Annotated in this window: 23 protein-coding genes; 9 read left to right on the forward strand and 14 right to left on the reverse strand. The window is 47.1% G+C overall.

All coding sequences use genetic code 11. The features are described from left to right. Positions 1-3 precede the first annotated feature (3 nt). Positions 4-438 (forward strand): response regulator, encoded by a 435-nt coding sequence (locus L0660_RS04965; RefSeq protein WP_235158404.1) that lies wholly within the window; start codon positions 4-6, stop codon positions 436-438. Between the two features lie 217 nt (positions 439-655). On the opposite strand, the gene L0660_RS04970 is transcribed toward L0660_RS04965, so the two are convergent. From L0660_RS04970 to L0660_RS05005, 8 genes are all read right to left on the reverse strand, one after another. Then, entirely contained in the window at positions 656-1,195 is a 540-nt protein-coding gene (locus tag L0660_RS04970; protein WP_235158405.1) for a hypothetical protein, read from the reverse strand. Beyond that, positions 1,192-2,130: a relaxase/mobilization nuclease domain-containing protein gene (locus tag L0660_RS04975; protein ID WP_235158406.1), complete on the reverse strand. Its 939-nt coding sequence runs from the start codon at positions 2,128-2,130 to the stop codon at positions 1,192-1,194. The genes L0660_RS04970 and L0660_RS04975 overlap by 4 nt, the downstream gene beginning before the upstream one ends. Then, complete coding sequence (locus L0660_RS04980) at positions 2,120-2,497, reverse strand: MobC family plasmid mobilization relaxosome protein (protein WP_235158407.1); 378 nt, start codon at positions 2,495-2,497, stop codon at positions 2,120-2,122. The genes L0660_RS04975 and L0660_RS04980 overlap by 11 nt, the downstream gene beginning before the upstream one ends. A 123-nt stretch (positions 2,498-2,620) precedes the next feature. Further along, positions 2,621-3,526 (reverse strand): toprim domain-containing protein, encoded by a 906-nt coding sequence (locus L0660_RS04985; protein ID WP_235158408.1) that lies wholly within the window; start codon positions 3,524-3,526, stop codon positions 2,621-2,623. A gap of 248 nt (positions 3,527-3,774) precedes the next feature. Continuing rightward, entirely contained in the window at positions 3,775-4,980 is a 1,206-nt protein-coding gene (locus L0660_RS04990) for a primase-helicase family protein (RefSeq protein ID WP_235158409.1), read from the reverse strand. Beyond that, positions 4,970-5,269 (reverse strand): helix-turn-helix domain-containing protein, encoded by a 300-nt coding sequence (locus tag L0660_RS04995; protein ID WP_041735500.1) that lies wholly within the window; start codon positions 5,267-5,269, stop codon positions 4,970-4,972. Before L0660_RS04995 ends, L0660_RS04990 begins: the two co-directional genes overlap by 11 nt. A gap of 66 nt (positions 5,270-5,335) precedes the next feature. Beyond that, positions 5,336-6,403 carry a hypothetical protein gene (locus tag L0660_RS05000; RefSeq protein ID WP_235158410.1) on the reverse strand — a complete coding sequence of 356 codons (1,068 nt, stop codon included), beginning with the start codon at positions 6,401-6,403 and terminating at the stop codon, positions 5,336-5,338. A 4-nt stretch (positions 6,404-6,407) separates the two neighbouring features. After that, the gene (locus tag L0660_RS05005; protein ID WP_235158411.1) at positions 6,408-7,643 is read right to left on the reverse strand and encodes a site-specific integrase; all 1,236 of its coding nucleotides are present in this window, start codon (positions 7,641-7,643) and stop codon (positions 6,408-6,410) included. A gap of 420 nt (positions 7,644-8,063) precedes the next feature. On the opposite strand from L0660_RS05005, the gene L0660_RS05010 reads away from it, so the two are divergent. From L0660_RS05010 to L0660_RS26195, 5 genes are all read left to right on the forward strand, one after another. Next, positions 8,064-9,086, forward strand: coding sequence for a chemotaxis protein CheB (locus tag L0660_RS05010; protein WP_235158412.1), 1,023 nt, complete (start codon positions 8,064-8,066; stop codon positions 9,084-9,086). Between the two features lie 129 nt (positions 9,087-9,215). After that, the gene (locus tag L0660_RS05015; RefSeq protein WP_235158413.1) at positions 9,216-9,455 is read left to right on the forward strand and encodes a hypothetical protein; all 240 of its coding nucleotides are present in this window, start codon (positions 9,216-9,218) and stop codon (positions 9,453-9,455) included. A gap of 79 nt (positions 9,456-9,534) precedes the next feature. Continuing rightward, positions 9,535-10,416: a response regulator gene (locus L0660_RS05020; protein WP_235158414.1), complete on the forward strand. Its 882-nt coding sequence runs from the start codon at positions 9,535-9,537 to the stop codon at positions 10,414-10,416. A 39-nt stretch (positions 10,417-10,455) separates the two neighbouring features. Beyond that, positions 10,456-11,445: a chemotaxis protein CheB gene (locus L0660_RS05025; RefSeq protein ID WP_235158415.1), complete on the forward strand. Its 990-nt coding sequence runs from the start codon at positions 10,456-10,458 to the stop codon at positions 11,443-11,445. Then, a complete protein-coding gene (locus tag L0660_RS26195) occupies positions 11,436-14,606 on the forward strand; it encodes a CheR family methyltransferase (RefSeq protein WP_235158508.1) in 3,171 nt (1,056 codons plus the stop codon). The genes L0660_RS05025 and L0660_RS26195 overlap by 10 nt, the downstream gene beginning before the upstream one ends. 65 nt (positions 14,607-14,671) lie before the next feature. Here the strand turns inward: L0660_RS26195 and L0660_RS05035 are convergent, their stop codons facing one another. Both L0660_RS05035 and L0660_RS05040 read right to left on the reverse strand, forming a co-directional pair. Then, positions 14,672-15,061 (reverse strand): response regulator, encoded by a 390-nt coding sequence (locus tag L0660_RS05035; RefSeq protein WP_235158416.1) that lies wholly within the window; start codon positions 15,059-15,061, stop codon positions 14,672-14,674. A 32-nt stretch (positions 15,062-15,093) separates the two neighbouring features. Continuing rightward, positions 15,094-17,094: an ATP-binding protein gene (locus L0660_RS05040; protein ID WP_235158417.1), complete on the reverse strand. Its 2,001-nt coding sequence runs from the start codon at positions 17,092-17,094 to the stop codon at positions 15,094-15,096. Between the two features lie 165 nt (positions 17,095-17,259). Here L0660_RS05040 and L0660_RS05045 point away from each other — a divergent pair, with 165 nt between their 5' ends. From L0660_RS05045 to L0660_RS05055, 3 genes are all read left to right on the forward strand, one after another. Further along, entirely contained in the window at positions 17,260-17,523 is a 264-nt protein-coding gene (locus tag L0660_RS05045; protein WP_235158418.1) for a SemiSWEET family sugar transporter, read from the forward strand. Between the two features lie 207 nt (positions 17,524-17,730). Beyond that, positions 17,731-18,294: a YeeE/YedE family protein gene (locus tag L0660_RS05050; protein WP_235158419.1), complete on the forward strand. Its 564-nt coding sequence runs from the start codon at positions 17,731-17,733 to the stop codon at positions 18,292-18,294. Positions 18,295-18,298: 4 nt separating this feature from the next. Next, complete coding sequence (locus tag L0660_RS05055) at positions 18,299-18,763, forward strand: YeeE/YedE family protein (protein WP_235158420.1); 465 nt, start codon at positions 18,299-18,301, stop codon at positions 18,761-18,763. A gap of 29 nt (positions 18,764-18,792) precedes the next feature. On the opposite strand, the gene L0660_RS05060 is transcribed toward L0660_RS05055, so the two are convergent. Genes L0660_RS05060 through L0660_RS05075 form a run of 4 tightly spaced genes read right to left on the reverse strand, consistent with a single transcriptional unit; the run spans position 18,793 to position 26,094 of the window. Next, on the reverse strand, positions 18,793-20,013 hold the full coding sequence (locus L0660_RS05060) for a polysaccharide deacetylase family protein (RefSeq protein WP_235158421.1): 1,221 nt from the start codon (positions 20,011-20,013) through the stop codon (positions 18,793-18,795). Positions 20,014-20,042: 29 nt separating this feature from the next. Further along, a complete protein-coding gene (locus tag L0660_RS05065) occupies positions 20,043-21,356 on the reverse strand; it encodes a neutral/alkaline non-lysosomal ceramidase N-terminal domain-containing protein (RefSeq protein ID WP_235158422.1) in 1,314 nt (437 codons plus the stop codon). 9 nt (positions 21,357-21,365) lie between these two features. After that, positions 21,366-24,398: a PVC-type heme-binding CxxCH protein gene (locus L0660_RS05070; RefSeq protein WP_235158423.1), complete on the reverse strand. Its 3,033-nt coding sequence runs from the start codon at positions 24,396-24,398 to the stop codon at positions 21,366-21,368. Between the two features lie 46 nt (positions 24,399-24,444). Beyond that, complete coding sequence (locus L0660_RS05075; protein WP_235158424.1) at positions 24,445-26,094, reverse strand: RagB/SusD family nutrient uptake outer membrane protein; 1,650 nt, start codon at positions 26,092-26,094, stop codon at positions 24,445-24,447. Between the last annotated feature and the right edge of the window lie 16 nt (positions 26,095-26,110).

The raw sequence follows: 26,110 nt of genomic DNA on the forward strand, positions 1-26,110 counted from the left end.
ATTATGAACAAAAAAGGACCTATTGTAATTATAGAAGATGACATGGATGATCAGGATATCCTGTCTGAAATCTTTAAAGAACTGAATTATAAGAATAAGCTGGTTTTCTTTGGAGATGGTGTACAAGCTTTGGAGTACTTAACAAATATAGATATAGAACCTTTTCTAGTCCTTTCGGACATAAATATGCCAAAATTAAATGGGATGGAATTATATGAAAAAATTCATAACAACGAAGATTTGAGATTGAAATCCATCCCATATCTTTTCTTTTCTACAAGTGCAGAACAAGAGCATGTGATCAATGCTTATTCAAGGTCTATTCAAGGATTCTTTATCAAGCCAAGTAACTATGATAAATTGAAAAAAATGATAGTGAAAATTGTAGAGTACTGGCAAGAATGTGAATCACCTAACTACATCAAAAATGCTCAATAGCAAATTTTTGATATAGTGGAACTTTGAGCGAATCAGTAGGACGGGATAAAGGAGTATGCAGTCAATGATCCCTTAAAAATACGGTCGTTTTTGTACTCTGGTTTTGCTCACAGGTGGAAGCACGAATGTTTGAAATCGGGTCGTTACCAGCACAGTTTTGTGATACACGAAATCAAAGTACAGCATACTACATGTATAGACGTTAAACCGTACTATGTCATCGTTGTTTTTGTTTGCTATTTACAAGCTTGCGTGAATCTGCATCCAGTACCTCCCATGCATGCCTAAGAGAATCTACCGAGGGTTCAACTTCTTGGTCGAAGGCTTGATCAATCATGCTCGTTAAACGAGGAGATAATTGCTGAGCCACTTCATACCTTGCCGCTGTTCGACGACCCTGCTCAATTTCCTCATTCGAACATTTAACTGTCGCTAGCGAAGCAGCGGTAGTACAAAAGAGTACCGCCAACGAAACGAGATAACTTTTAGCCTTCAAGTCAAAAGTGACTGGCTTGGGATTTCCCAGAGCATACGATAATGCGTCAAGGTGGTTTCGAATGGCAGCTAGCTCGGAAAGCATCATGTTCCCTGACGGCGCCTTTGCTAAACTAGCCTGAATTTCGGCCAGCATTTGGCGAGCTAAATCATGGACCTGGATTTTTGGATCAGTCATTAGGCTTTCCAACACTGAGATTTTTTTGACCAGAATAGCCAGTACCTGCTCAAAACTGTCAAGTTTGTCTTCAATATCTTTCATAAATGTAGTCCTCTCGATTTTTTGCGTTTGTGTTTTCGGTTAAGCTCTGGATTAATCGTCTCACGTTGATTTACAGGATCCATCAAGTCTTTCAGCAAGTTTTCCTCAGGATAGTTCGGCAAACCATATCGGTGAGTTTGCATTTTCTCTTGCGCCGGTGGTAGTATCCCCCGATCCAACATTCGGCACCTCACCGCCAGCTGGTGCTGAAAATTTTCCCGCAGTGTTCTATCGATTGCCGGAAAACTCATGCTTCGGTCTACCTTTGACCCTTTCAACACCTTTCCGTCCTTTTCGAAGCTGATACCCTGTATTTGATTAGTCCCAGACTTGTATTTGTAGATGAGGGCGATTCCACTCGATGAAAGCGCGCCTTCCAATTGTTTCCAATCCACTGCCGATCTGCTAGCGATTCTAATCTGATCTGCCAGCTCGTAACGAATTTTATCCTTTCCTCTAAGCTTGCCCCGATTAACCAACGTCTTTCCCTTACCAATGTAGTAGCCATGTTTCAGAGTCATCTCCTTGCAAACCTTCTGATTCATTCGCTTCTGGAACTGGTCCGAAATGGATTTGCCAGCATTGTCAACCCGGTTGTAGAGAATATGAATATGCGGCTGATTGGTATCGCGATGTTCAACGACCAAATATTGGGTGTTTTGGATTTTCATTTTGGCCATATATTCGGCTGCCCTGTGGACCATGATCTTTTGTGAGAGTTTATCCTTATCGAACGCGCTCCAACTCAGCACCAAATGGCCGACAGCCTTGCCCAGCTCGGGATTCATCAGGCGCTGACCATTGAAGTCATGGATAGCTGACTTTACATCCTGAGTCCTGATCCCTTCGCCATGAAGCACAACGGCTTTTTCTTTCTGCATGACGTACCTGATCGCCCCACCGAAGCTTGATCCTATCATTATCTTACCGATCATGGTTAGTGAGTCTTTTGAGTAAATGATCAATGTCTGATAGAAGCTGTGCGGCCTGTTTTGTCTCGTGCAGCAGTCCCTGCATGTTCGTTAACCTGAGCAGCTGGTTTAAGTTATTGGCCAAGCCAGCCAGCATTCTGACGAAACCTGCTTCCTCCACGGAGAGCCGCGCAACAACCCTGGCTTTCCTGGCCGCTTGCCTCAGCCAAGTGCTTGGCCGAAGGCCTGCGTCCCTGGCTTTGGACTCAATCAAAAACCGCTCGGTTTCTGAAAGCCGGACCATCAGTTGCGCGTTTCGTTTGACCTTTTTGGGCGGCCTTCCACCTTTGGATTTGTGTGACTTTTGTTCCATGCTTTCTACCTCTTTCATCTTGTTTACAGAGTCTGTAAAATATCTTTTGCGACCATCGGGAGTAAAAGCAAGTTTGAGTTCCGGCGCGGCCGGAACGAGTTTTTGCGAAGCGAAAACACAAACTTGCTCCCTTATAGAAACTTAGAAGCCCAGTCCTCGCGATCTGCTGGGACGGTGTCGATGCTGGGGCTGCTTTTCCAACTGTTTGCTTGCAACCAACATCTGGTTCAGATCCTTGTAATCCCGATAAATTCCAGAGGCGTCAACGCAATTGAGCCCCGCGCTATCGAATTTTTCAAGCAGCTTTTTCCCAGCTGCATCGTGATCCGGATATAGAAAAACGGTGCTGTAACCTTTGACAATGTCCACGCTTCGCTCTGCCAGACTCACCGAATTAAGCACTACAAAGTCGGTCTGGATCTGCTCCTGTTTTCGAAGCGAGAGAAGCGACAAAAAATCAATAAAGCCTTCCAGCACACAGACCGAGCTATGACCATTCTCGATATGGGACATGTCCTTCGGAGATGTCGAGCCCTTGAAGTAGGCATTTCTCAGCTCATAGCCGCCCGACCGGTTTTGGAAACCGGCAGCGAAATAATTCTTGTCGCCGATCCGGTAGTATACCTCGTGACAGTATGGTTTACAAATGGCCAGATCGATACCGCGCGATTCCAGGTACTGGGTAATTGCCAGGTTACTGCCTAACTCCTTTAAAGCAGTAATATGGATGCCAGATCGATCGAGAGCCCTGGCCGGGGTAACGCCACTGTCTATATGCAAGCCAGTCGATTTTGGGTTTTGCGGTTGAAATAGAAAAAGACCAGAATCCAATTTTTCCAACAACGCTTTTGTATCGCAACGAAATAGGGCACGTCCTAAATCAATGACATCACCTCCCTGACCATTTCCATGGTCGTAATAGAGATTCAACCGCGCATTGACCTTAAAAGAAGGAGTCTTCTCGTCCCTGAACGGGGAGAGGTACCAATGGTCTTGTCCCCGGACATATTGGGGGTGAATATGGCAGTGTTCCAACAGATCTACCATAGATATCTGTTTGGCTTGCTCGCAAGTCATAATTACAGGGGCTTGAAAGTGAAAAAATTGATGAATTGATGCGAGGAGCTTACAACTGATTGGTTTTTAATTAATTAACCCCGCATCAGAAAAGCATCAAAATGCATCAGAGCCCGCATCGCTACTCAGTGATTGATGCGCGTTGATGCGGATTTTGATGCGCTGTAATTATTTATTAGTCAATTAATTAAATATGATGCGCATCAAGGCATCAAAAATTAAGGCAATTCATTGAGCTCATTTACACGTCCTCGGGATAGGGTATAGAACCTGCCCTTGCCGGTCTGCTCGAAGACCGAACCGTCGGTCAGAAATTTGTATTGCGGGTAAGTAAGTGAATTACTTGCCGGGCTCAATTTCCAGGCATTTTGCAGGATCCGCTTAATCTGTGAGAGGTCTTTAAAACGGATGTGTTTTTTATTCAGCCAGTCCTGGACATCCCCGGTGCAAAACCGGATTTCGTCCAGCTCTTTTTCGTCTGCGATCGTCAGCAGGATATGGGCGATCTCCACTTCCAGCTTATTCCGATTTTGGTTCAGCAGCTTTTTCAATGCAGGTGTTGCAATTTGATCGGCAGTAAACCACATTCTTGTTTTACTGGGGTGGACGAAGTCGCGGCTCACCAGAAAATGCAGAAAGAACGGGATCTGAGCCCGTAGCTGGGCAAGGAGGTGGTGATTCTCTGATTTTAGTGGCGGCACCTTTCTCACCCAATACCGGATTTCCCCTGGTTCGGCGATAATGAAATGGTCTTCGTTGTTACTGCACAAAACGAATTTACCGAAAAACTCTACTTCCTGCCGGTCGTGGCCTTTGGCCTCGACTTTGTAAAACCTGGCCGTGCTCAGGTTCTTGATCCGCTCTGAATCCTCTTTTCTATCTAGGAATGTTTCGTCCACCCCAATGACCAATTTCTGCGCCCATTCGATGTTGAAGTTGGAGCGAAAATCCTCATTGCTGTTGATCGTCATGTTTTCGCCAAAGATGGATTTGAAAAAATGCAGGAACGTGGTCTTTCCCGTTCCACGCTCCTCGCTGACCAGGCATAGGATCGGCAGGATCTGGGTAGGACGTTCGAGCAGGATTTTGAAGTAATCGTAACCCATCTCGATCTGCTCGCCGAAAATGTGGCCCAGGAACTGAAAGATCACCGAGGCATCGCCCTGCCTCGTCTCATGCTGGAATGGCTGGTAGCGATTGTAGAATCCGCCGACCCTTTGTTGGTAATCCAAATGGCTGGGCACAAAACAAAATCCGTCAAAGCAATCCACCCGGTCTTTTAAGTAGTCACGGCTGTGATCCAGCCGGATGCATTCAGCTGACCAGGGGATCAATGAGGAAATCGTGTCGCCGGAGGACAGTGGCCGGTTGACTTTCTTAAAGTAACTGGTACCAATGCGTAGGTAAACCGGATTATCTTTCATGGCTACCTCCGATTTTCTGCTGACCGTTGGCTATCCATTCCAGGAGCTCCTTGCGTGAAAAGAGTAGCTTGCCTTCCATTTTGCAGAATGGGATCTTTTTTCTTTTCACCAGCCCATAGATGGATGTCTCCTTGTATTTGGTCAGGCGTGCCGCCTCCTTGGTGTCCAGCAAAGTGTCACTGGTATCGGCCGCAGCCTCCGGTTTTGATTCTAAAACCCGGCGCAGTGAAGACTCGATCAACTCCGATAACTGCTGATCGTTCATTGAAACTAGAACTGTCGTGCTCATCCCTTTTGCATTTTGGTGATGGGCAAAGCAAGGCTAGAAAATCGGGAAAAAACAATATGAAGTTGACTAAGTCAGGTCCTCGACCCCGTACTCGTTTATTTTCCTTAATGTTTTCAAAACATTTTTAGAATGCGGGCTATCACTCAGATTACCAATGCTCTGCACGATGTTGCCGCGCGCTTTGTTGATGTTGCTGCGAAGGCTTTCCAGCTTCGTTTTCGAGTAGCAGGAAAATGTCTCGAGCAGCAATTGACAGTATCTGTCAAGCCCAATATTGTTCCGATCTGTATTCAGCTTATAGGTGGCATGCATAAGTAGGTTTAAAACCCTCTCGTAGTTTCCCGGGGGCATATCAAAATACTTATGTTCAGGCCTGGGCAGTCTGCCTCCTTTCTCTTCAAACATCGTTCCCAACAGCTGCAACACTTCCTCCTCACTGGTAAAAACCTGAATCGAGCCCACTGCCCGACATTTCCACGCATCTACCAGGATCAACCACATGGCTATGATTTCATCAACCGCATAGTCGAGCGGAATCCGTTCTGGACCTTTCGTTTGCGCTTCGACCACTGGCAATTCTTGCTTCTGTAACACGATTGGAGGTCTGTATTTAGGAAGGCGAAGCGCATTTACTCTATCGCCACACGCACGCACGAGGTACGCCTGGATAAATCCGAGTGCGTATAAACAGGATGGAATAGCAAATCCCTCGAAGTATAAATGATAGGAGCAAAATTCAATGAATTGCTCCAAATGAGCGATTTTGCTTTCGTTGTCAGGATTATAGAGAAAGGAGACTATTTGTTGTGGATACTCCTTCATCGCGTCGAAGTACCCTCTTTCAAATTCCGCTCTCAGTTCGTCGGCATAAGATTCGGAGATTGGGCTATGATGGTCTACGATGACATTCTTCCGGTCTTTCAGGTCGAAAATGGCTTTGAGGTTTGGCTCGCTGAGGAATACCGGCGGCGCTGCTTTATCAGCAATGTTTTCAAAATGGAAGTTGCGTGCTAGGTAGTCTGCTTTTCCTTTACGAAAAACATGATCTACAAATCTTAAATATGGAAACCGTCCCTGGTCGTCCAGGTTTATACCAAGATCAGGATCGAAGCCTGGCAAATTGAAAAAATACATTCGTTCAAAGCGTTGAGTTAATCAGATCATCCAAAATTGGATCCCCGATGTCTTCCAGATAAATATCAGTTGTTTTTAAGCTGTCATGTCCCAATGACCTGCCTATATTCTCCTTGGATACTCCGTTTCTCCGGAGCGTGGTTGCATATGAATGTCGGGCCACGTAAGTAGTCAGGTTTTTTTGAATGCCTAAGATTGCACCTAATTCTTGTAAGTCCTTGTTAACCCGCGTTCGAATCTTCTGCTTTCTATATCTGATCGACTGTATGCTGTCGTGCCTTTTGTACAATATGGGAAAGATGTAGCCGGCATCGCTATTGCCTCGAAGGCTTCGGTAAAAATCAAGGATCCGCATAGCTTCTGGATGGAGCTTAAAGCGAAATTCTTCCTTGGTTTTCGATCTGATATACTCGAGTTCGTCATCAACAATGTTATCCCATTTTAAACTTGCAAGATCCGTAAAATTGATTCCTCGGCAATAAAAACTGAAAAGGAAGTAATTACGTGAATTAATGAGTGTATCATTCATTGGATCGATCACCAGCGCTGAGATTTGATCAATCTGCGATTTTTGAATCGCTCGTTTTTTGGTTCTAGGATTGTTGTATTTGCCAAATGCGAGCTCTTTAAAAGGGTAGTGACCTTCGGGACAAAATTTTTCCCGGATTGCCACCTTCCACATCGTCCTGAATGTTCTTAGATAAACACTTCTTGTGGTGATAGCGCATCCGCGTTCCATCAAGTATTCTTCATATTTCTTCAGAAAATTTAGATTTATAGATAGGAGATCTCGGTCTTTGTTTTTCACGAACCCTTTCAGGCTGCTCAGCGTAAATTTAAAGGTGTCCGCATAGCCAATCCGGTTTTGCTGATTGAGCAGAGCAATATGGTCCTCAAAGAGCTTAAAAAGTGATTTGCTCTCTGGTTCTTTCGTTGCGCCAGTCAAACTACGAACCACACTTTTCATTTCGTCGAACGTTGGCTTCCGACCTTTTTTTCCTTCGGAAATGATCAGGAAATCTAACTCAGAGACTATTGTTCTCAGTAGTAAATTGATCTCCTGATGCTTAGGGTGACCGCGGGCAACTTGCTGTTGACTAACTAACCAATTTTCTTGTTTACAGCTCTTCTTTGTGCTGACTAACTGGTTCTTACGATCAATAATGATGCGGAGCATTATCGGATACTCGCACGAATCATTAACTTTGGAAGCTAGGATAAACTTGGTTGAGAGTGCCATCAGTGCATATTTTGATCAAAATTAGGTCGAACATAGGTCGAACATTTCTTGTCTAAGGATAATTAAGCAAACTTAAAGAAACTCAATTAACTGACTAATATTCAATATGTTAGACTGTTTTTTATAAAAATCAAATATACAAAAAATCCTCAAAAATCTGGATGGCATGCAAGAGGTCGTCGGTTCGAATCCGATATTCTCCACTTATTAATCAGCCACTTACAAATTTTCTGTAAGTGGCTTTTTTCTTGAGGTCATGGGAATTGGTTGGAACGATATTTATTTTAAAACGCCTCATGCATATTGAATAATTTAAAATCACAAAATTCAATCATAGAAAAATAGAGAAGGTTGATCTGTGCCAGTTGGTAGGGTTAGTATACTACAAAAGGCCTCCTCAATCAATTAAAATTACCCCCGATGGATTTACAAAGCCGCGATATTATTGTTATAGGATCATCAGCAGGAGGCGTTCCTGCGTTGAAAGAACTGGTTAAATCTTTTAATAAGGATTTGGCCGCCAGCATTTTTATCGTGCAGCACCTTGCTGCGGATAAGGTTAGTTATTTGCCAGATATACTTTCCAGCAACGGGCCGCTTCCAGCCAAGCACGCACAGGATGGGGAAAAGATACAAAAAGGCATCATTTATGTTGCGCCACCGGATCACCACTTGATTATTGAAGAAGAGCATATCTCTATTAAAAGAGGGCCGAAAGAAAATAATTTCAGGCCAGCTGTCGATGTAACAATGCGTTCGGCCGCCTACTGGCATGGAAGCCGTGTGATCGCCGCTGTGCTGACCGGGTATTTAAACGACGGCAGTTCAGGGCTGTGGTCGGTCGAGCAATTTGGTGGTGTTACAATTGTTCAGAGCCCCGAAGATTCTCCTTATCCGGATATGCCTAAAAACGCCCTCGAACGAGTAGATCCGGATTATATTCTACCCTTAAAGGATATCGGGCAATTGATCAACACACTCGTCACCCAGCCTGCGGAGCCTATCCAGCTGGAAGATGATGCGCTTAAAACCAGAATGAAGGTCGAAATTGAAATTGCCGGACAAAAAAACGCCTTATCAAAAGACATCAACAAGATGGGAGAGACCTCGGAATTAACCTGTCCCGAATGTGGCGGGGTACTGAACAGCTTCCAGGAAGGAGCAAATGTGCGCTACAGATGCCATACAGGGCACGCGTTTTCAGCAAGCGCCCTGTGGTCAGGGATTACAGAGGCGGTCGAAACAAAACTGTGGCAAGCAATGCGCAGTATGGAAGAAGGTATCCTGTTTTTAGAACAAGGTGTGACGCGCAGTGAAATGAGCGGCAATGAATCAGATGCCAGGACTTTTGAAGAAAAGGCCGATATCCTCAAAGCCCGCTCCAAAGCATTGCTTGACTATATCTATTCTCAAGGGCAGGTAAATGACATCAAGTTGCCTTGATATGCTAATGCCAAGTTGCCCACTTTGAGTAAATACTTTTAGGGCCATATTTCAACCGCAATCGAAAATTTACACCATCTTAAATATATTAGGCCTATATTAGAGCTTCATTGGGTAAATAACAGCGTCTTGGACAAGAAATATGTTACTCAGGCGTTCGATCTCCGCCTTAAAGGCCGTTACGATGTTTTACTTGCCTACTACGGCGAAAACCTTTTTAACCTACCTGCAATCATTGTTGTAGCGCAGGTTAAGGATGAACTTGGGGTTTCCATTACGGAACACTCCATATATACACTCAAAAAGCGGATCAAAAAAAAGCAAGGCAAATCAGCCATCGCGCTTCCAGCGGATCTTCCGGCTTCTTAGACCTTACTTCCCTTCCAGCCTATAACAATAGCAAACCTGAGATTTGGAGCCAGGATGATTACACGACAATGAAAAAATAATGAGAAAGATTTACCTGGTAGATGACGATGAAGATGACCGGATGCTGATCAGGCAAGCGCTTGAAAGCATGGCAGAAGAGACTGAAATCGTTGAGTTTACCAATGGACAACAGCTGCTGACATTTTTGGAGGAAAGCTGCTCCATAGAGCCCTCACTTATTTTAATGGACATGAATATGCCCATTATGAATGGGGTTGAAGCGTTATCTGCTTTAAAGGACCGATCAGAGCTGCGCCATATTCCAGTAGTGCTCGTTTCGACAAGCCAAAGCCATACTACTATTGAATCGGCCTATCAACAGGGGGCAAATGCATACATTGTCAAACCCTATACCCTTGATGGTTACCTGCGCATGGCGCATGCCGTAAATCTTTGCTTTCTGAATATTTATTTACCTGCGGCGCAGACAGGAACGTTTCGAAACACTGCTGGCAAGAACGTTGTCATTATCGAGGACAATCCGGACCACGCCGAGCTGATGGAAATTTTTATCAAAAGAGATGCTCCCGGTCTCAATGTCATCCGCCAAACGTCTGCTGAAACTGCTATCGATTTTTTCGAGTCGCTCGACAAGACAGCGTCTGCGGCCATCGACCTCATCATCGTGGATTTGTACCTGCCAGCCCGCAAGCAAGGCCTGGATTTGCTGGCCTGGCTGAGGATGTACTTTGTGGACAAGGGCATTCCAATCGCACCGGTTGTGGTAATGAGCTCATCCGGGCACCAGCAGGACATTAAGGCCAGTTTTAAGCTTCAAGCTAACGCGTATCTGGTCAAAACTGCCGAGCCCGCGGGGTCTTTTTCGTATCTGACCGACTTATGTGCTGTCTGGTGGGACACCATTTCGTTTCCTAAAAAGTCAGAAAATGGCATAGCCTAGTCCTGCCGCAAAGTCAGGACGAATTTATCTCTGTTAATTATGAATGATCCGATGCCAACCTCCGACCCAGAAAATACAGCCTATACCAATCTGGAGCTGAGCAAAAAACCTGTGCCGATCGTTGCCATTGGCGGTTCGGCTGGCGGGCAACAGGCCATGAGCGAGCTATTATCATTTCTGCCGGCAGACACAGGCCTGGCCTACGTCTATATCCAGCACTTATCCCCGGATTACGACAGCAAACTGGACTTTATACTTTCTGCCAAAACCCCCATGCCGGTTCAGGAGGCTGGCCATTTGATGCCCGTAGAGCCAAACCGGCTTTATGTGATCCCGCCTGACAAAACCATGGAGGTTGTGGATGGGGTTTTGGTACTTTCTCCCAGAAAACCTAAACCTGCTCCTCACTTGCCTATTGATGACTTTTTTATGTCCCTGGCCGAAAGGCAAAAGGACGGGGCGATAGGCATTGTGCTTTCCGGTATGGCAAGTGATGGCACACTCGGCTTGAAGGCCATCAAAGTTGCCGGCGGGATTACGATTGCACAGGATGAAACGGCAGTTTTTCAGGGCATGCCACAGTCGGCCATCATCGAGGGCGTTGTCGATATGGTATTGCCACCCAGCGATATTGCTGCCGAGCTTTTAAGGCTCAGTAGCCACGCAGATATTCTCCAGCTGACCTCAGAAAGCAGCGAGGCACTTCAGGACGATTCCGACAAAGAAGATCTTAAAAAAATATTAGCTTTCGTAAAGTCTGCCGCCGGGGTGGACTTTAACCATTACAAAAAGACGACCATACGGCGAAGGATCATCCGAAGGATGCTGCTTTATAAACTTGAAACGCTCGCAGACTATGTAATCTATCTTAAAAAGAACCCGATGGAAGCTGGGATTCTATTTAATGACCTGCTGATCAATGTGACGGGCTTTTTCCGGGATCCTGCCACCATGGAGCATGTTAAAAAGCAAATACTTCCCCGCATTGTTGGCGGCAATCTGCTGGTGAAGCAGTCCGGATCTGGGTAGCAGGGTGCTCCACCGGCCAGGAGGCATATTCAATGGCCATTATGACGCTGGAAGTGCTGGGCGCGAAGGCATCCAGTCTGCCCATACAGATTTTCGCTACTGACCTGAGTGACTCGGCTATCGCCAAAGCCCGTATGGGTGTCTTTACAAAAGGTGAGGTGCTGGATGTTTCACCTGCCCGGCTTGAGCGCTTTTTTTCCAAAGTTGACGACCATTACCGGGTGAATAAACTGGTGCGGGACCTTTGCGTCTTTGCGCCGCACAATCTTTTGAGTGACCCGCCATTTTCTCGTATGGATTTAATCAGCTGCCGCAACCTGCTGATCTACCTGGACGACGAGCTGCAAAAGAAAGTTTTTACAACCTTCCACTATGCCCTTAAACCCGACGGGTATCTGCTGCTAGGCAAATCGGAGTCTGTTGGCGGTTCCTCCATGTATTTTTCGCAGATAGAAAAAACGCAAAAAGTATTTGTGCGCAAAAACAACACTCGGGCCAAAATCTCAATCGATATGGCATTTAAAAGCAATTCGCCTTCCCTTCCCATCAAAACGCTCACAACCAAGACCACTGAACTGGTTACGGTAAGCGACCTGGACAAACTGGTGGATAACCTGCTGCTCGCTGAATATGTACCGGCGAGCGTGGTCATTGACCAGGATTTGGAAATTATTCAGTTCCGTGGTGTTACATCGCCTTTTTTGCAGCATTCAACGGGAAAAGCCAGTTTGAACCTGGCCAAGATGGCGCACCCTTCACTGGTTTTCGAGCTTCGCAATATTGTCCACAAAGCGCGTAAAACAGCGGAAAGGCAAAGAAAGGATGGTTTGGAAATCAGTTACCCGGGCAAACCTATATATGTTAACATTGAGGCTGTACCCATCACAAATCCTGCCAATCAGCAGCTTTTTTTGGTTTTATTTGAACAAGTCAGTGAGAACATGGCACACGTTTCGCGTACGGGGGACACTGACCAGCGCCACCGCCAGCTGGAAGCCGAACTCACGGCACTTCGACAGGACATGCATTCAATTGTCGAAGAGCAGGAAGCAAGTAATGAGGAACTGCAATCGGCTAACGAAGAAATAGTCAGCAGCAATGAAGAGCTGCAAAGCATTAATGAAGAGCTTGAAACCAGCAAGGAGGAAATTGAATCGGCCAATGAAGAGTTGCAAACCATTAACCAGGAGCTGCAAAACCGCAACGACCAACTCACCGAGTCTTATGAATACTCGGAGGCAATTCTTTCAACGATCAATGAAGCGACCCTTGTTCTGGACGAGTATATGCGTATTAAAAGCGCAAACCAGGCATTTTACCGGTTCTTTTCTACGGATGCCGAGCGGACCGAAGGACAATTGATCTATGAGCTGGGTAACCGCCAATTCGATTTTCCCGAGTTTCGTGACCTATTACACCAGCTCGGCGCTTATAATGCGCCTGTTAGCGGCCTTGAAGTGAATGTGCGTATTTCCGCTAATGAGCAGCGGACGATGGTCATCCACGCCAGAAAGTTGACACTGCATCGAAAGCAGATCACCCTACTAGGTTTTGAAGACATTACGGTCCATCGCCGCGAGCAGCGGTTGCTGAATGAAAGAAAGCAATGGTTTGAAAAGCTTGTAGACAACGCGCCAGCCATGATCTGGGTCTGCGCGGCCGATGGTAACATTAGTTTTCTAAACAAAGCCTGGCTTAATTTTACCGGGCAGTCTGTGGGTGAAAGCCAGGCAACTTTTTACAGGGCACTCCATCCTGATGACCTGACAAATTACCAGGCCACTTTTTCTGAAAACCTGAAACATCAGACAGAGTTCAGTCTGGAATACCGCCTTAAACGAAGCGATGGACAATACCGGTGGATATTGGAAAATGCAAGTCCGATGTTTTCCGATGATAACATTTTTACGGGTTATACGGGCAGCGGGGTCGACATCCATCTTCAAAAAACACTTACTGAGCAGCTTAATGTGCATGTTGACGAAAAAACCGTTGAGCTTAGTAATGCCAATCAAAAACTCACCGGAGTGGCCACAAGCCTGCTGGCTGTGCTGGACAGCTCTCCTGCCTCAATTGCTTTTTTCAAGGCCATTGAAGGTGAAGATGGACAGCCGGTTGATTTTACGCTTGTAGTATGCAACCAGAAATTCTCCGGCGACTTTGGCAAATCAGTTTCAGATCTGGTGGGCATGCTTGCATCAGGGCTTCTTTCTTTGCAGCATCAGCAGGAGATGAGGCAGGTTTATTTGACCCGGAATCCATTCTACGAGGAACATTTGCTAGATGGGAACCCCAGGTGGCTGGCCACCTCCATGACCCGGCACGACCATGGCATTGCCATTACAGAACTTGATATTACCGATTTTAAGGAAGGTGGTTTTAAGGAGACAAAGCTGTTAGAGCAGCTGCATAGCTCAAACGAGATGGTCGAGTCGCTGGCCGCAATGAAAGAATATGTGAGGCATCGGGGTGCATTTTTACGCTCTTCATTTCATGACCTACGTGGCAGTTTCGGTATAATCGTAGGGGCAACGGCCCTGCTAAATACCATGGATACCCATCATGAACGGGAAAGAATCCTTGAAATGCTGCATCGTAACCTGATACAGGTATCAGAGATGATGAACCCGTTGCTGGATTATTCAAGACTCGAATCAGGCGAGGAAAAGTTGCACATTAAAAGCTTCAATGCCGGAAGCCTGTTGACAGAGCTCTGCGCCGGATCTGAGCAGCTGGCTTTGGAAAAGGGGCTATCTATACAATTTGAAGGGCCTGGAGATCTGCTTGTAGAAGGTGATGATGTAAAGGTACGCCGCATCGCCCAAAACCTGATTTTAAACGCACTGAAGTATACCCGTGAAGGTGGTGTAAGTGTTCGTTGGCAAGCCATTGACTCAGAGAACGCGCAGGTTGCCTTATGGAAATTTGTAGTTTCGGATACTGGGCCAGGACTTACTCAGCATCTGCTGGCAAAACTGAATGGCACACAGACCGAAAACTCCACTTCCGATGTTGAATCCAATACGGATGGACATGGGGAAGGGATCGGGCTCTTTATCATCAAACGCCTTTGTGAAATTCTCGGAGCAGAGTTAAGTGTAAAAAGTCAGCCCGATGTTGGAACAAGCGTTGAAGTTACGATCCCCCAATCTTACCCGTGAGACTATAAACCTAACCAGGAAAAACAGCTCTGTGTAGCGTTGAGCCTGAGATGACATAAAAGTTTTCAATTGGCAGATCGGATGCCCAGAAATGAATTCAGCAGATCTATCAAGGCAACAAAGTCAACAGGTTTAACCAAATGTGCATTAAAGCCTGCCTCGGATGACCTTCGAATGTCTTCCTGCTGGCCATATCCCGAAAGCGCAATGATCGGAAGCGCAGGCCCGTGACTTGCACGAAGCAATGTTGCAGTTTCGTAACCGTCCATTTCCGGCATTGCAAGGTCAAGTATAACCAATTCAGGACGTAGCGCCTCAACAGCTTCTAATGCGTCTTTACCAGAATTGCGCGTATGTACAACATAACCTTTCAATTCCAAAAACAAGCCTACCGTGTAGGCCGCGTCCTGGTTATCATCAACAACCAGTATCGTATTTTTATCAGATTCTGCCATTCTTCAATTAGTTTAAAGTGGTGGTAATTAGTCTAAAGTGGTGGTATAACAGGTAAATAGATAATAAATTCACTGCCCGTATCCAGGCCGGCGCTATGGACCTGGATTCGTCCTCCATGTTTTTCCACAAAATCCTTAACCAGCGTCAATCCCAGTCCAAGGCCGTCACGTAAGCGCGTGCGGGAGGAGTTAACCTGGACAAACAATTCGAATATCCGATCCAACTGATCTGACGGAATCCCGATACCATCATCACGCACCTTTAGGACAGCATACCCATGTTCCTTCGTGAGTTCAACCCAGATGTGCCCGTCTTCGTTGGTAAACTTAATGGCATTTGACAAAAGATTGCGGACCACCTGGGTCAGGCGCGCACGATCTCCGTTTACATACATGGGTTCGTCTGGAAGTGCTGTCGTAAGATGACGATTTTCACTATTGGCTATGGGAAGCGCAGTCAGCACTGCGTCGTTGACGAGCGCTGAAAAGTCAAGGCGTTCCAGTTCAAGCGTGACCTTACCCTGGTTAATGCGGCTTACATCCAAAAGATCATCTACCAGCCGCACCAGTTGAACAACTTCCTTCCGCATCATTGTAATAGCCTTGTCGAGGGGCAACTTGTGATTCATGCCGCCGGTCATTTCAAGCACCATCAATGTATTGGAAAGCGTCGCCATCGGGTTGCGAAGCTCGTGCGCCAGTAATGCAAGAAACTCATCTTTGCGACGGTCGGCGTCCAGGAGTGCTTCTTCCGCCTTGGCGCGTTGCACAGCTGCCCAGGTGCGTTCTGCAATTTCTCCCACCAGCGAAATTTCCAAGTCAGTCCAGTTGCGCGCCTGGCCGTGGTGTATCTTCATGGCAGCGACCCATTTTCCTTCTTTTTTGAGCGGCGTGGTAATGAAAGCCCTTACTCCAATCTGGCAAAAAGCATCACGCTCGGAATTCGTTAGTCGCTGATCAGTCACGACATCGTTGATGACCACTGTATTTCCTGCCTTCGCTTCATCCATCAGCCACTTTCCAAAAGGCGCAGCAGGAAAATTTCCTATGACTGGTATAACCTCCTCAGATGCCAGGTAATTTCGGGCAATTAAATATTCATCTTCGGCGCCTATGATTTCGGCATAAATGACACGGTCTGTATTAAGTTTAGCACCAATCAACGAAGCCGCGGTTTTCTGAATCTCCAAAGAAGAAGCAAGTGGTCTTAACTTGTCGCTCAATTCAAGCAAGAAAACTCTTCTTTCTTCTGCCATTTTACGCTTTGTAATATCACGTGCTGTGCCAAACCATTCTTTGACCTGTCCCTGATTGTCTAGCAATGGTGTTGCCCGCGAGGATGTCCAGCCAATACTCCCGTCAGCCCGGTACACCTGATGTTCAAGTTCGAAAAGACTTTTGTTAATTATCGCTTCATCAATGGCAGCACGTACCCTTTCCTGATCAGAAGTTGGAATGTATTGCTCAAACCATTGGCCATTTGTTACTACCGTGTCAGCCAGAAAGTCAAAACCCCTAAGATTGACCATCACACGCCAGTCAGCGCTCATGCGATAAAGCGTATCAGAGCTCAGCATAGCCAGCAGCCGGAACTGGGTTTCGGACTGGGTGAAATTAGCTTCGGCTTGTTTTTGCTGTGAAATATCAACACATGCACCTACCCATTTGACAGTTTCTCCATTCACCCCCGGAATCGGAGCTACCCTGACATCGTTCCAGCACCAGTCATCGGCGGCTTGTCGCAAACGGCATACAAAATTTGACATTTGTTTGCTTTGAAGTGCAGTCTGCCACCGGGGAATAACACCGTCTTTATCATCCGGATGTACGGATTCTGTCCATCCTTCTTCCATCCACTTTTCAAGTGTTTGGCCGGTATAGGCCCGCCAGGCGGGAGCATCTTGCAAGGAGCGTCCGCTTGCGTCAGTTATCCAGGTCGCTTCTACCATAGATTCGACTAACACTTTGTTTTCCAAGCTCTCCAGCTGATTAAAGCCTTGGCCATTCAGCGCTGAGTCGGGCTCGTTGATCATTGAAAATAATTAAAGTGTGGTTCCTTGGTGAAAAACAAGAATTCACTCTGAAGTAAAATCCATGCCAGGGATTGTGACTGCATACTTTTGTTAAAATTATTCTACTAACAAATCGTTTGGCACGAAAATTATTAACGCTCGGCTCTAATTACTAAAAATTAACATATGGACTTTATAGAAGGACTTGGCTTGGTGGCAGGCATACTTACCTCTTCGGCAGTCGTGCCGCAACTGGTTACGACCGTCAAAAAAAAGAAAGCCAGTGAAGTGTCGACAGTGATGTTTATTGTGTTGCTTTCGGGAAACGCTTTGTGGGTTTATTACGGTATCGATAAAAAGGATGTTCCAATCATCGCAACGAACATATTTACAATATGTCTCAATGTTGCAATGCTGTTTTTGAAATTTAAATACAAGGATAACGATTGAAGTGTGCCCACTTCTATAATAGGTTCGCAGCCCGGTAGCTTATGGGGTTACAGTGTACTACATAAAAACATGAAGCTCGGCGCGGCATGCGGCGCAGCCATTTCATAAGCTTACGGAGCTGGGAGGAGAAGGCGGATTAATTGCATTGGACACACTCAGAACCGCTTCAACTTTTGTTCTATCTTTGATAGCAAGAACGAACTGGTTATGCTGGAAATAATAAGACAACCCTGGCCCTGGTATGTGGCCGGACCGCTGATCGGGCTGACGGTGCCTGCACTGCTGATATTAGGCAATAAGTCCTTCGGGATTTCATCATCGCTCCGACACATTTGCGCGATGTGTATCCCAGCAAAAATCCCGTTTTTTCAATACGATTGGAAAAAGGAATTGTGGAATATGTTTTTCGTATTAGGAATCTTTTTCGGGGGCATCATCGCGGCAGTATTCCTGGCCAATCCCGCGCCCATGCAGCTGAACCCGGCTTTGGTAAAAGAACTCAGCATTTACGGCATCACTGATTTTTCATCGCTCGTGCCTGTCGATCTCGTAAGTTGGGATAAGCTTTTCACGCTCCCCGGATTTATCATGATGGTTGGCGGTGGGTTTTTGGTAGGCTTCGGCACCCGCTATGCCGGTGGTTGCACAAGCGGCCATGCGATTATGGGACTTTCCACTTTACAATGGCCCTCGCTGGTAGCGACCGTCTGCTTTATGATCGGCGGATTTATAATGGCAAACTGGATCTTGCCCTTCATATTGATGCTATAAAAGAATGAAAGATCAGTTAGAAATAATCATGAATGAAAGTCAAAGACAGCCTAAGTGGTATCACAACCTGAAATACCTGATGGTAGGCTTATTTTTCGGAGTGCTTTTTGTGAAAGCCGAAGTGATCAGCTGGTTCCGTATCCAGGAAATGTTCCGGCTTCAGACGTTTCATATGTACGGCATAATCGGCAGCGCTGTTGTTGTGGGAATGATCTCGGTTTGGCTTATCAAGCGCTTCAGGATCACCACCATTTCAGGAGAACAAATCACATTCACCGATAAGAAATTCAATAAAGGACAAATTTACGGAGGACTAATGTTCGGCCTGGGCTGGGGCCTGACCGGCGCTTGCCCAGGGCCCTTATTCGCACAAATCGGCATAGGCGCTACAGTAGTAATCGTCACGCTGATCAGTGCAATTGCAGGCACCTGGGTTTATGGCAGGTTCAAGGATCATTTGCCGCATTAGGTCTGTGATCTTTTAAATTCAATTGATCATCATTTGACCGGCACGAGCTCGATGGCTCGGAGATCCAGCAATGCACCTTTGGAAAACTGGGAGTCTGGTTTGAATACCAGCTTTTGTTTACCGGCGGCTAGCTTCAGTTGTCCTAACGTTTCTTTTTTGAAGGTTTCCCATGACCCCGTTTTTCCCACCTTACCTGCATATTTGGCGCTGCCGGCTTCTATCACAAATGGCTTACCGGCTTCCGTGTCATCCACCGACCATTCCATTTGAATTTCGTATTTACCGGCATTAGTTATGTCCACATCCCATTCCACCCGATCCGCGGCTGTAAACCATCCAAACGCTTTCCACTCAGGCATATACTGGATTTTTGGTCCTAATCCTTTCCCGGTGTTTGCATTCAAAACGATTTTCCCATCGGTTTGTGGACCCACCATTTCGGGAATGTTGATCGTATCGCGGGCAGCCTTTACATATGCGGCAACTTCTCCTACGGGTGCGATCCAAATGCCGTTTGCAGGATCTTTGGCATAAGCGCAAAGTTGGCGGAGCATATCAAGCCGCGTGGTTTGCGCACCGGATGCAGCCGTTTCATGTCCCGCGAGCACGAGCCACTGGCCGTTTTTGGCGGCATCTTTAATGATCGTTAAAATTTGCTCAAAGCTCTTTCCATCCGTTTCCATACCTGTAAGCTGCGCCATATCGCAATAGGTGGGGTCTACGGGCGCTTCATCCAGCCAGGTGCGTCCGGATACAAACAATTCCGAGATCAAAGGAACAAAGCTCTGCGTATTTTTTCCACGTCCGAGCGAAGTCTGGCCGCAGGGGTAGGCGTATACGGTGGGCGTTACGCCGAGCATATCTTTCAGCTGTCGGTTTGTTTCAACGAGTTCCTCACGCATTTTTTCCAGTGTGTAATCTTCCAGGGGATTTTTTCTTGCCCATACAAAATTACCGCTGCAAGCATGGTTAATCGAGTGGTTTCCTATTTCGTGCCCGCTGGCAACTGCCTTTTTCCATCCTTCCAACCGTTGTTTTGCATTATTTGGAACCAGGTAAAAGGTTGCTTTCACGCCGTATTCGTTTAGTAGCGCCGTTCCTTCATCCACATTGCTCAGCCGGGCATCGTCGAAGCTCAGGCTGATCGCCATTCGTTTTCCTTCCGGCCATTTAAAAGGTTTATTTTGGGCTAATAATGGTTCTGTATAAAAGCAGAATAGTGTTATGATTGGAATTATTAAATGCTTCATATTTTAATATTAAGGTTCGGAATGAATGGTTAATGTCCGCTACGCATATCGCCCTGCAGGTAATTGACTACCGCTTCGGTCAGCGATTTTGCAGCCCCTGGCGCGTAGGGAGAAACAGTGGGTTCGTAGCCGCCATATTGCAATTCTTCCTCTGCCAGCAAATAACCCAGCCAGCCATTGGTATATCCAAAATAGAAAGTATACGGAAATGGCGAGCGATCGCGTACTTCATTCGAGATTTCGCAGAACAGTTCAAGCGGTGCACTCCAAATGGCCACGTCGTCATTTACTTTAAGAAAACGGACTGGTAACCGGATCATATTTACACCTGCCTTGGTAGTCCGCGTATAATTTTTCAGATCATCGGGCCAGCCCAGACCTTCTTTTCGTGGGATTTCTACGATGGTGCCAGCCGCTTTAAGCGTCACCTGATTGGAAGTTGCAGTAATGGTTTTGCTGGCGTCGATGATTTTTTCACCCAGCATAGCTTTGAACTGGTTCAAACGTCCCGCTGCCGGGCTTGGGTAAACGCTGTAAATAGGGGCGATGTTTCCAGCTGCGCCATTGATATATAGCAATGGAGCGCCGGTTTTTTGTTCTACATATTCCGACACAATTCCAGGGCCGTCGCCGCTGATCAGCAGGTTTTCTCCGCTCATGACGGTCCCATGCATAGCGTAATTGGCGATCAGTGCAAGCAGGCTGCCGTCGGCTTTCTCCAGGCGAAGCAACCCGATGCGGCGGTCAACCGGGCCGTCCGGGTTCATACCCAGGCTTGTTTTTCCCTCAATGCTCCTGGCGCGGCGATTGATATTGGCATTCGATGATCCCCAGCCGGTTCCAAGCTTTGCGGGAGCCAGGTTTTTCTTCGCTTCTACCATTCCATCAACGATCTTTTGTTCCACCAGATCGGTATACTGCGCATCAAATTCATGCTTGTAGCGATCTCCTAAAAATACGGAAGGCAAGCCAGCCGGGCCTACTTCCGGGGCCGAATGCGTGTGCGTTGCTGCCCACCAAACCTGCATCGGCGTAATGCCTAACTGCTTTTGCAGCCTGGCCGTCAGCTTGTCGTATTGGGAAGGCGAGATGAGACATATATCGGTTGAAATAATGTAAAACTGCGTCTTGCCGTCATCCATAGCCACAATGCGGTGATAGATCTTATCGTGCACACCGGTGGATTTACGCGCCTGGTAACCCAATAGTTGCTGCGAATTATCCGGTGTTATATCAACTTTGACCACCGAGGCCCGGAAGTTTTGAGCAAAAGCAGCATTTGTAAAAACAATATGGGCAAGAATAATGCAAACGGGTAAAAAACGCATTGTTAAGTATCGCATAAGGGTCTTTTATTTGGGTTGTTTGATATAGGCTAGCAAATCTGCCATCGCCTGCTGGTCAATTTCAGCTTCCAGTCCTGCGGGCATGCTCGACATGCCCAGTGCTTTGAGTGATTTGATATCCTTCCGGGCAATCACTGTTTTCTGCCCGCCGTAATTGCTTACTGTAATCGCAGTAGGCGTTTCGTTAGCGATCAATCCCTGCACGGATTCACCCGCTTTTAATTCAATGATCCAGATATCGTAACCATCGGCAATCGAAAGATTGGGGTCCAGGATATCGCCCACAATGGACTCCGGGCGCCGGTTGCGGATCGTACCCAGGTCCGGACCGAAAGCCACACCTTCGCTACCGCCGATCTGGTGACATACAGAGCAATTTTTCTGATAAACCAGCTTTCCGGAAGATACATTACCCGTGAGGCTCAATGCTTCATAGTATTTTTTAATAATGCCTTGCCGGGCGTCGTCTTTCTTTGTCAGCAACGCCCTCGACCGGTTTCTCAGCGCTTCGTTACCTTGCGCCATAAGCCCTACACTACGTGGCCATCCGATACTTTCCTGATGGATTTTACCTGATTCCACACCGTCAAGCAGCAATTTGATACGCTTGTCATTAACCATAAAAGTACTGATAGCCGCATCCCGGAGGTCGGGGGTGAGTGATGGCCAGTTTTCGAGCAAAAAATGGCTTACCGTTTCATCAGGGATAGCGCTCAGGGTTTTTAATGCGGTCAGCTGAATGGCACGGGGCTCATGGGGTGCGACCAGCTTTTTCAGGATCTGCTCATACTTTGCCGGGTTGTCCAGAGACAAGAACTGGATAGCATCATTTCGCCTTTCGGGCGCGGCATTGGGGTCGGCTGCAAGTTTCGCAGACCGCTGCATAGCCAGCACCGATTCGTTGCTTTGCGGTAAACCGGTTGTTTTTAACAAGCGTAAACTTGCTTCGCGTAAAGCCGCCGACGGGTTGGATAACGCGGCCTGCAATAGCATCGTTTTCGTGTCTTTCAGTGCGCCGGGATCCTTCGGTTTCTTCATACTTTGCGCCAGACCGTGCAATACGGCAGGACGCCAGTCGGCTTTGGTCAATGGTTTGCCTTTGGATGCGTCATTTGTCAATGCATTTCTGACCAGCTTTTTAATCGCAGCTGTGTCGCCGCTGGTGCCCGCCATCGTGCTCAGTCGCTCCACAAGCGAAGCGTAAGCCGGGATTGCTGGTTTGTAATTCTTCAATACTGCGTCCATCAGCACACCTTTTCCGGACGTAGGAGCTGACAATGCAGCAATTTGTACCCAGGGATCATTCAAATCTCTGAACAAAATAGCCTGGCGCACCTCCGCAGCCTGCGGTGTATCTACAAAGCCCAGTGTAGCGAGGAGCTGAAACCGCACTTTTGCATTAGCATCGTTTTTCATATTCAGCAGCTTTTCCGAAAGCTCCGGAGATTGTTGCAAATGGAGTTCTGCCAGCCTGACCGCGTTTTCTCTCACACCCGCTTCTTTGTCCTGTAATGCATGGACAATGGTCTTGGTGTCCAGTTTGTTTAATCCTTCCAATGTCCAGAGTGCATGCAATCTGCCTGCCGGGGATGCTGCGTTAGAAGCCATTTTTTCCAAAGCGGGTAGAGCATGCTCAGGGTTTCTGTCCAACAGCAATCGCTGCGCGTTTCTTCTCCACCAGATATTAGGGTTGGCAAGCTGCTGCACCAGCTCGTCGTCCGGCGCGTCGCCAAATTTCAGGTTTTTGGTCCAGGAAGCTTTTGCGGTTCCTTTTGGTGTAATACGATAAATCCTGCCTTTATCTACACCATTGTACAATGCGCCGGATTTGATCACATCATCGGCCATCCACTCAGGATGCTCAATGATCTGCCGGTAATAATCCACCACATACAAAGCACCATCGGGACCAATGTACATATTCACAGGCCTGAACCAGGGATCTGTCGAGGCGAGAAATTCCTTATCCTTGTATAGGCGGCTGGCCGTGAAACTGGCGCCTTTGTCGCGGATGATATCTGCATGAACAATGTTGCTGACCGGCTCGGCTACCAGCGTGACGCTGTCGAAAGGAGCGGGGAAAAGTCCTCCCTGGTAACTGGTAATGCCGCAGGCAGAGGTAAAAACGCCCACGTCGGTCAGCAACTGGTGTAATGGGTTTTTGGTGATGGGAAACACCTCCGACGAATGATCAGAGATGCTTTGCGTTACGTTCGATACCAGCAGGTCGGGATTGCGGTTCAGATAGCGGGCAGCGATCACTTCGTGGTAGCCTGGGTTAGCATTGCTCACCAGCAGGTAACGGCCCCATTTGTCGAAGGTATGGCCAAACTGGGTATAGCTGGAAAGGATCTCAATGTCTTTTTTATCCGGATTAAAACGGACGCTACGCCCCAATGCATTTTGCGGTAGGGTCTTGCCGCCTTTTTCTTTCGGGTAAAGAATCTCGCCGCCCCGGTCGCCAAACTCTTCCTGAAAAACCTTGGCAGTAACGGCTGGTTCATGTCCCAGGTAAATCCAGTTATCAATGCCCAGCAGCGGGTTATTGAAGTTATGCTGCGGGTTCGACATAGCGAACCCGGTCAGCAAAGTGTCGCGGATGTCCGACCTGCCATCGCCATCCCGGTCTTCCAGGTAAAGCACATTAGGGGGATCCGTGACCAATATTCCCTTTTTCCAGCGCATAATACCCGTTGGAAGCACGAGTCCCTCGGCAAAAACGGTCGTTTTGTCCATCTTGCCATCTCCGTCCGCATCTTCCAGGATCCGCACTTTTCCTGTTCCACTTTTATCCAAAGGATACCCGTGCATTTCAACCACATACATACGGCCATATTCATCAATTTCCATGGCCACCGGATCGGATAGCAGCGGCTCGCTGGCCACAAGCTCGATCTGAAAATTGTCGGGCAACTGAAATGTGGCCAACGCCTTTTCCGGCGGCACTTCGCGGGTAACAGGTTTAGTGCGTAAGCCTGCAGTTGTCACAAGCAGCAAACACGGCAGTATGCAAGCGCCAAGCAATTTTGAAATAGTCATTATAGCAATCTATTTGAATGAGTACTGACCTTATCTTATTCCTGTCCTAGTAATTAGGGTTTTGGGTCAGCTTTGAATTTCTGTCAATAGCATTCTGCGGAATAGGGAATACGTAGTTTTTATTGGCAAAAAATGCTCTCGCACCCTCTGGCGCAGGCACTACTTTGTATACCCACTTTCCTCCTGTCTGTTCGATCACCATGCCATGAACCGTACCATTGAGATTTTTCTCAGCCAGTTTCAAACGCATCAGGTCGTACCATCTTTTCTCCTCAAAAGCCAGTTCTACCCGTCGCTCCCGGTGGATCGCCGTGCGCATTTGCGCCTGGGTAAGTCCTGCTTTCAATGCTGGAAGCTCAGCTCGTTTTCTAACCGCGTTAATGGCTTCATATACAGACACATCGGGCCCTACCGCTTCATTCTGTGCTTCTGCATAGCTCAGCAGCACCTCCGCGAAGCGGAATATCACAAAATTTGCGCTGCTTAGCTTGTGATCTCCGTTGACTGCATATTTTGGATCAAGCCCTTTTTTGAGATAATAGCCTGTGTTCGTCGCTTCATTTGTATTACTCAAATCTGTCGCATTCCGACTGCCGACACCCTGTTTCATGACCATTTCCTTGTCCAGCCACAATGCGCCATCATAGATAACAGACTGATAAAAGCGCTTTTCCCGATTGACATAAGGTTTTTGGGGATCATAACCAGAAGCGGGATCGGAGATAGGCAGGCCATTTGCCATTGCGTACTCATCCACCAACTCCTGCGTAGGATTCACGCCGCCGTAAGCAAACTGGATCCCGCCCACGATCCAGGGCCCGTACAGTCCTTCTTTACCCGCCCCCAGGGAAGTGCCGCCAAGATATTGTTTGGAAAAAATGACTTCACTGTTGTTGTTATTGGCTTCCAATAACATGGTTTCATAGTTCGGAAACAGGGTGTAGGCCGCAAGGTCAATCACCTGTTTATTGGTTTTTGCGGCCTGCAACCATTTTGCTTTGTCGTTTGAAGGATTATAAAGCGCACTTGCCTGGTATAGCTCGCAAAAACCCTGCAAGGTTAATGCTGCCCCTTTTGAAGCGCGGCCGGCTTCGGCAGTTAGGGGCAGATCATTGGCAATAGCCGCACATTCGCTGACAATGAACTGGTAAGTTTCCTCCGCTGTATTTCGTGCGCGGAAAATCTCATCGTCCTGCTCGCTCTGGTTCAGTACATCGGTGATAATGGGAACACCGCCGTGATTGGTCCATAAAAGCATATAATAGTAAGCCCGCACAAACCTTGCCTCTGCCAGCCTCAATTTCTTCCAGTCGTCGGCAAGTGGCGATGCCGTAGCTTTGGAAATGAATAGGTTGGCGGCCCGGATGCTGTTATACAAATTCCAGACATTGGGGGTGTTACTCGGGGTATAAACGGAATTTGCGTAAAGTGTCCGGCTTGCCGTTCCATTCACGCCGTTCATGGCATTATCAGTAAAATTTTCACCCGGATCATATGTGTTAAACGGGCCGGGCAGACCGGAGTAAACATTGTTCAGAAAAAGGTCGGCATTGCCTGTCGTTTGCCAAAGGGTAGCGTCAGAAACCTGTTCCCTGGATTCAACTTCCAGGAATTTGGAGCAGGACAGTTGTGTCAGAAAAAGGCAGATTAACAGACACTTGCCACTATAATTACGTATAATCTCGATGTTTATCATGATATGGTGATTTAGC

The sequence above is a fragment of the Dyadobacter sp. CY351 genome (assembly GCF_021502625.1).
Taxonomy (GTDB): Bacteria; Bacteroidota; Bacteroidia; order Cytophagales; family Spirosomataceae; genus Dyadobacter; species Dyadobacter chenhuakuii.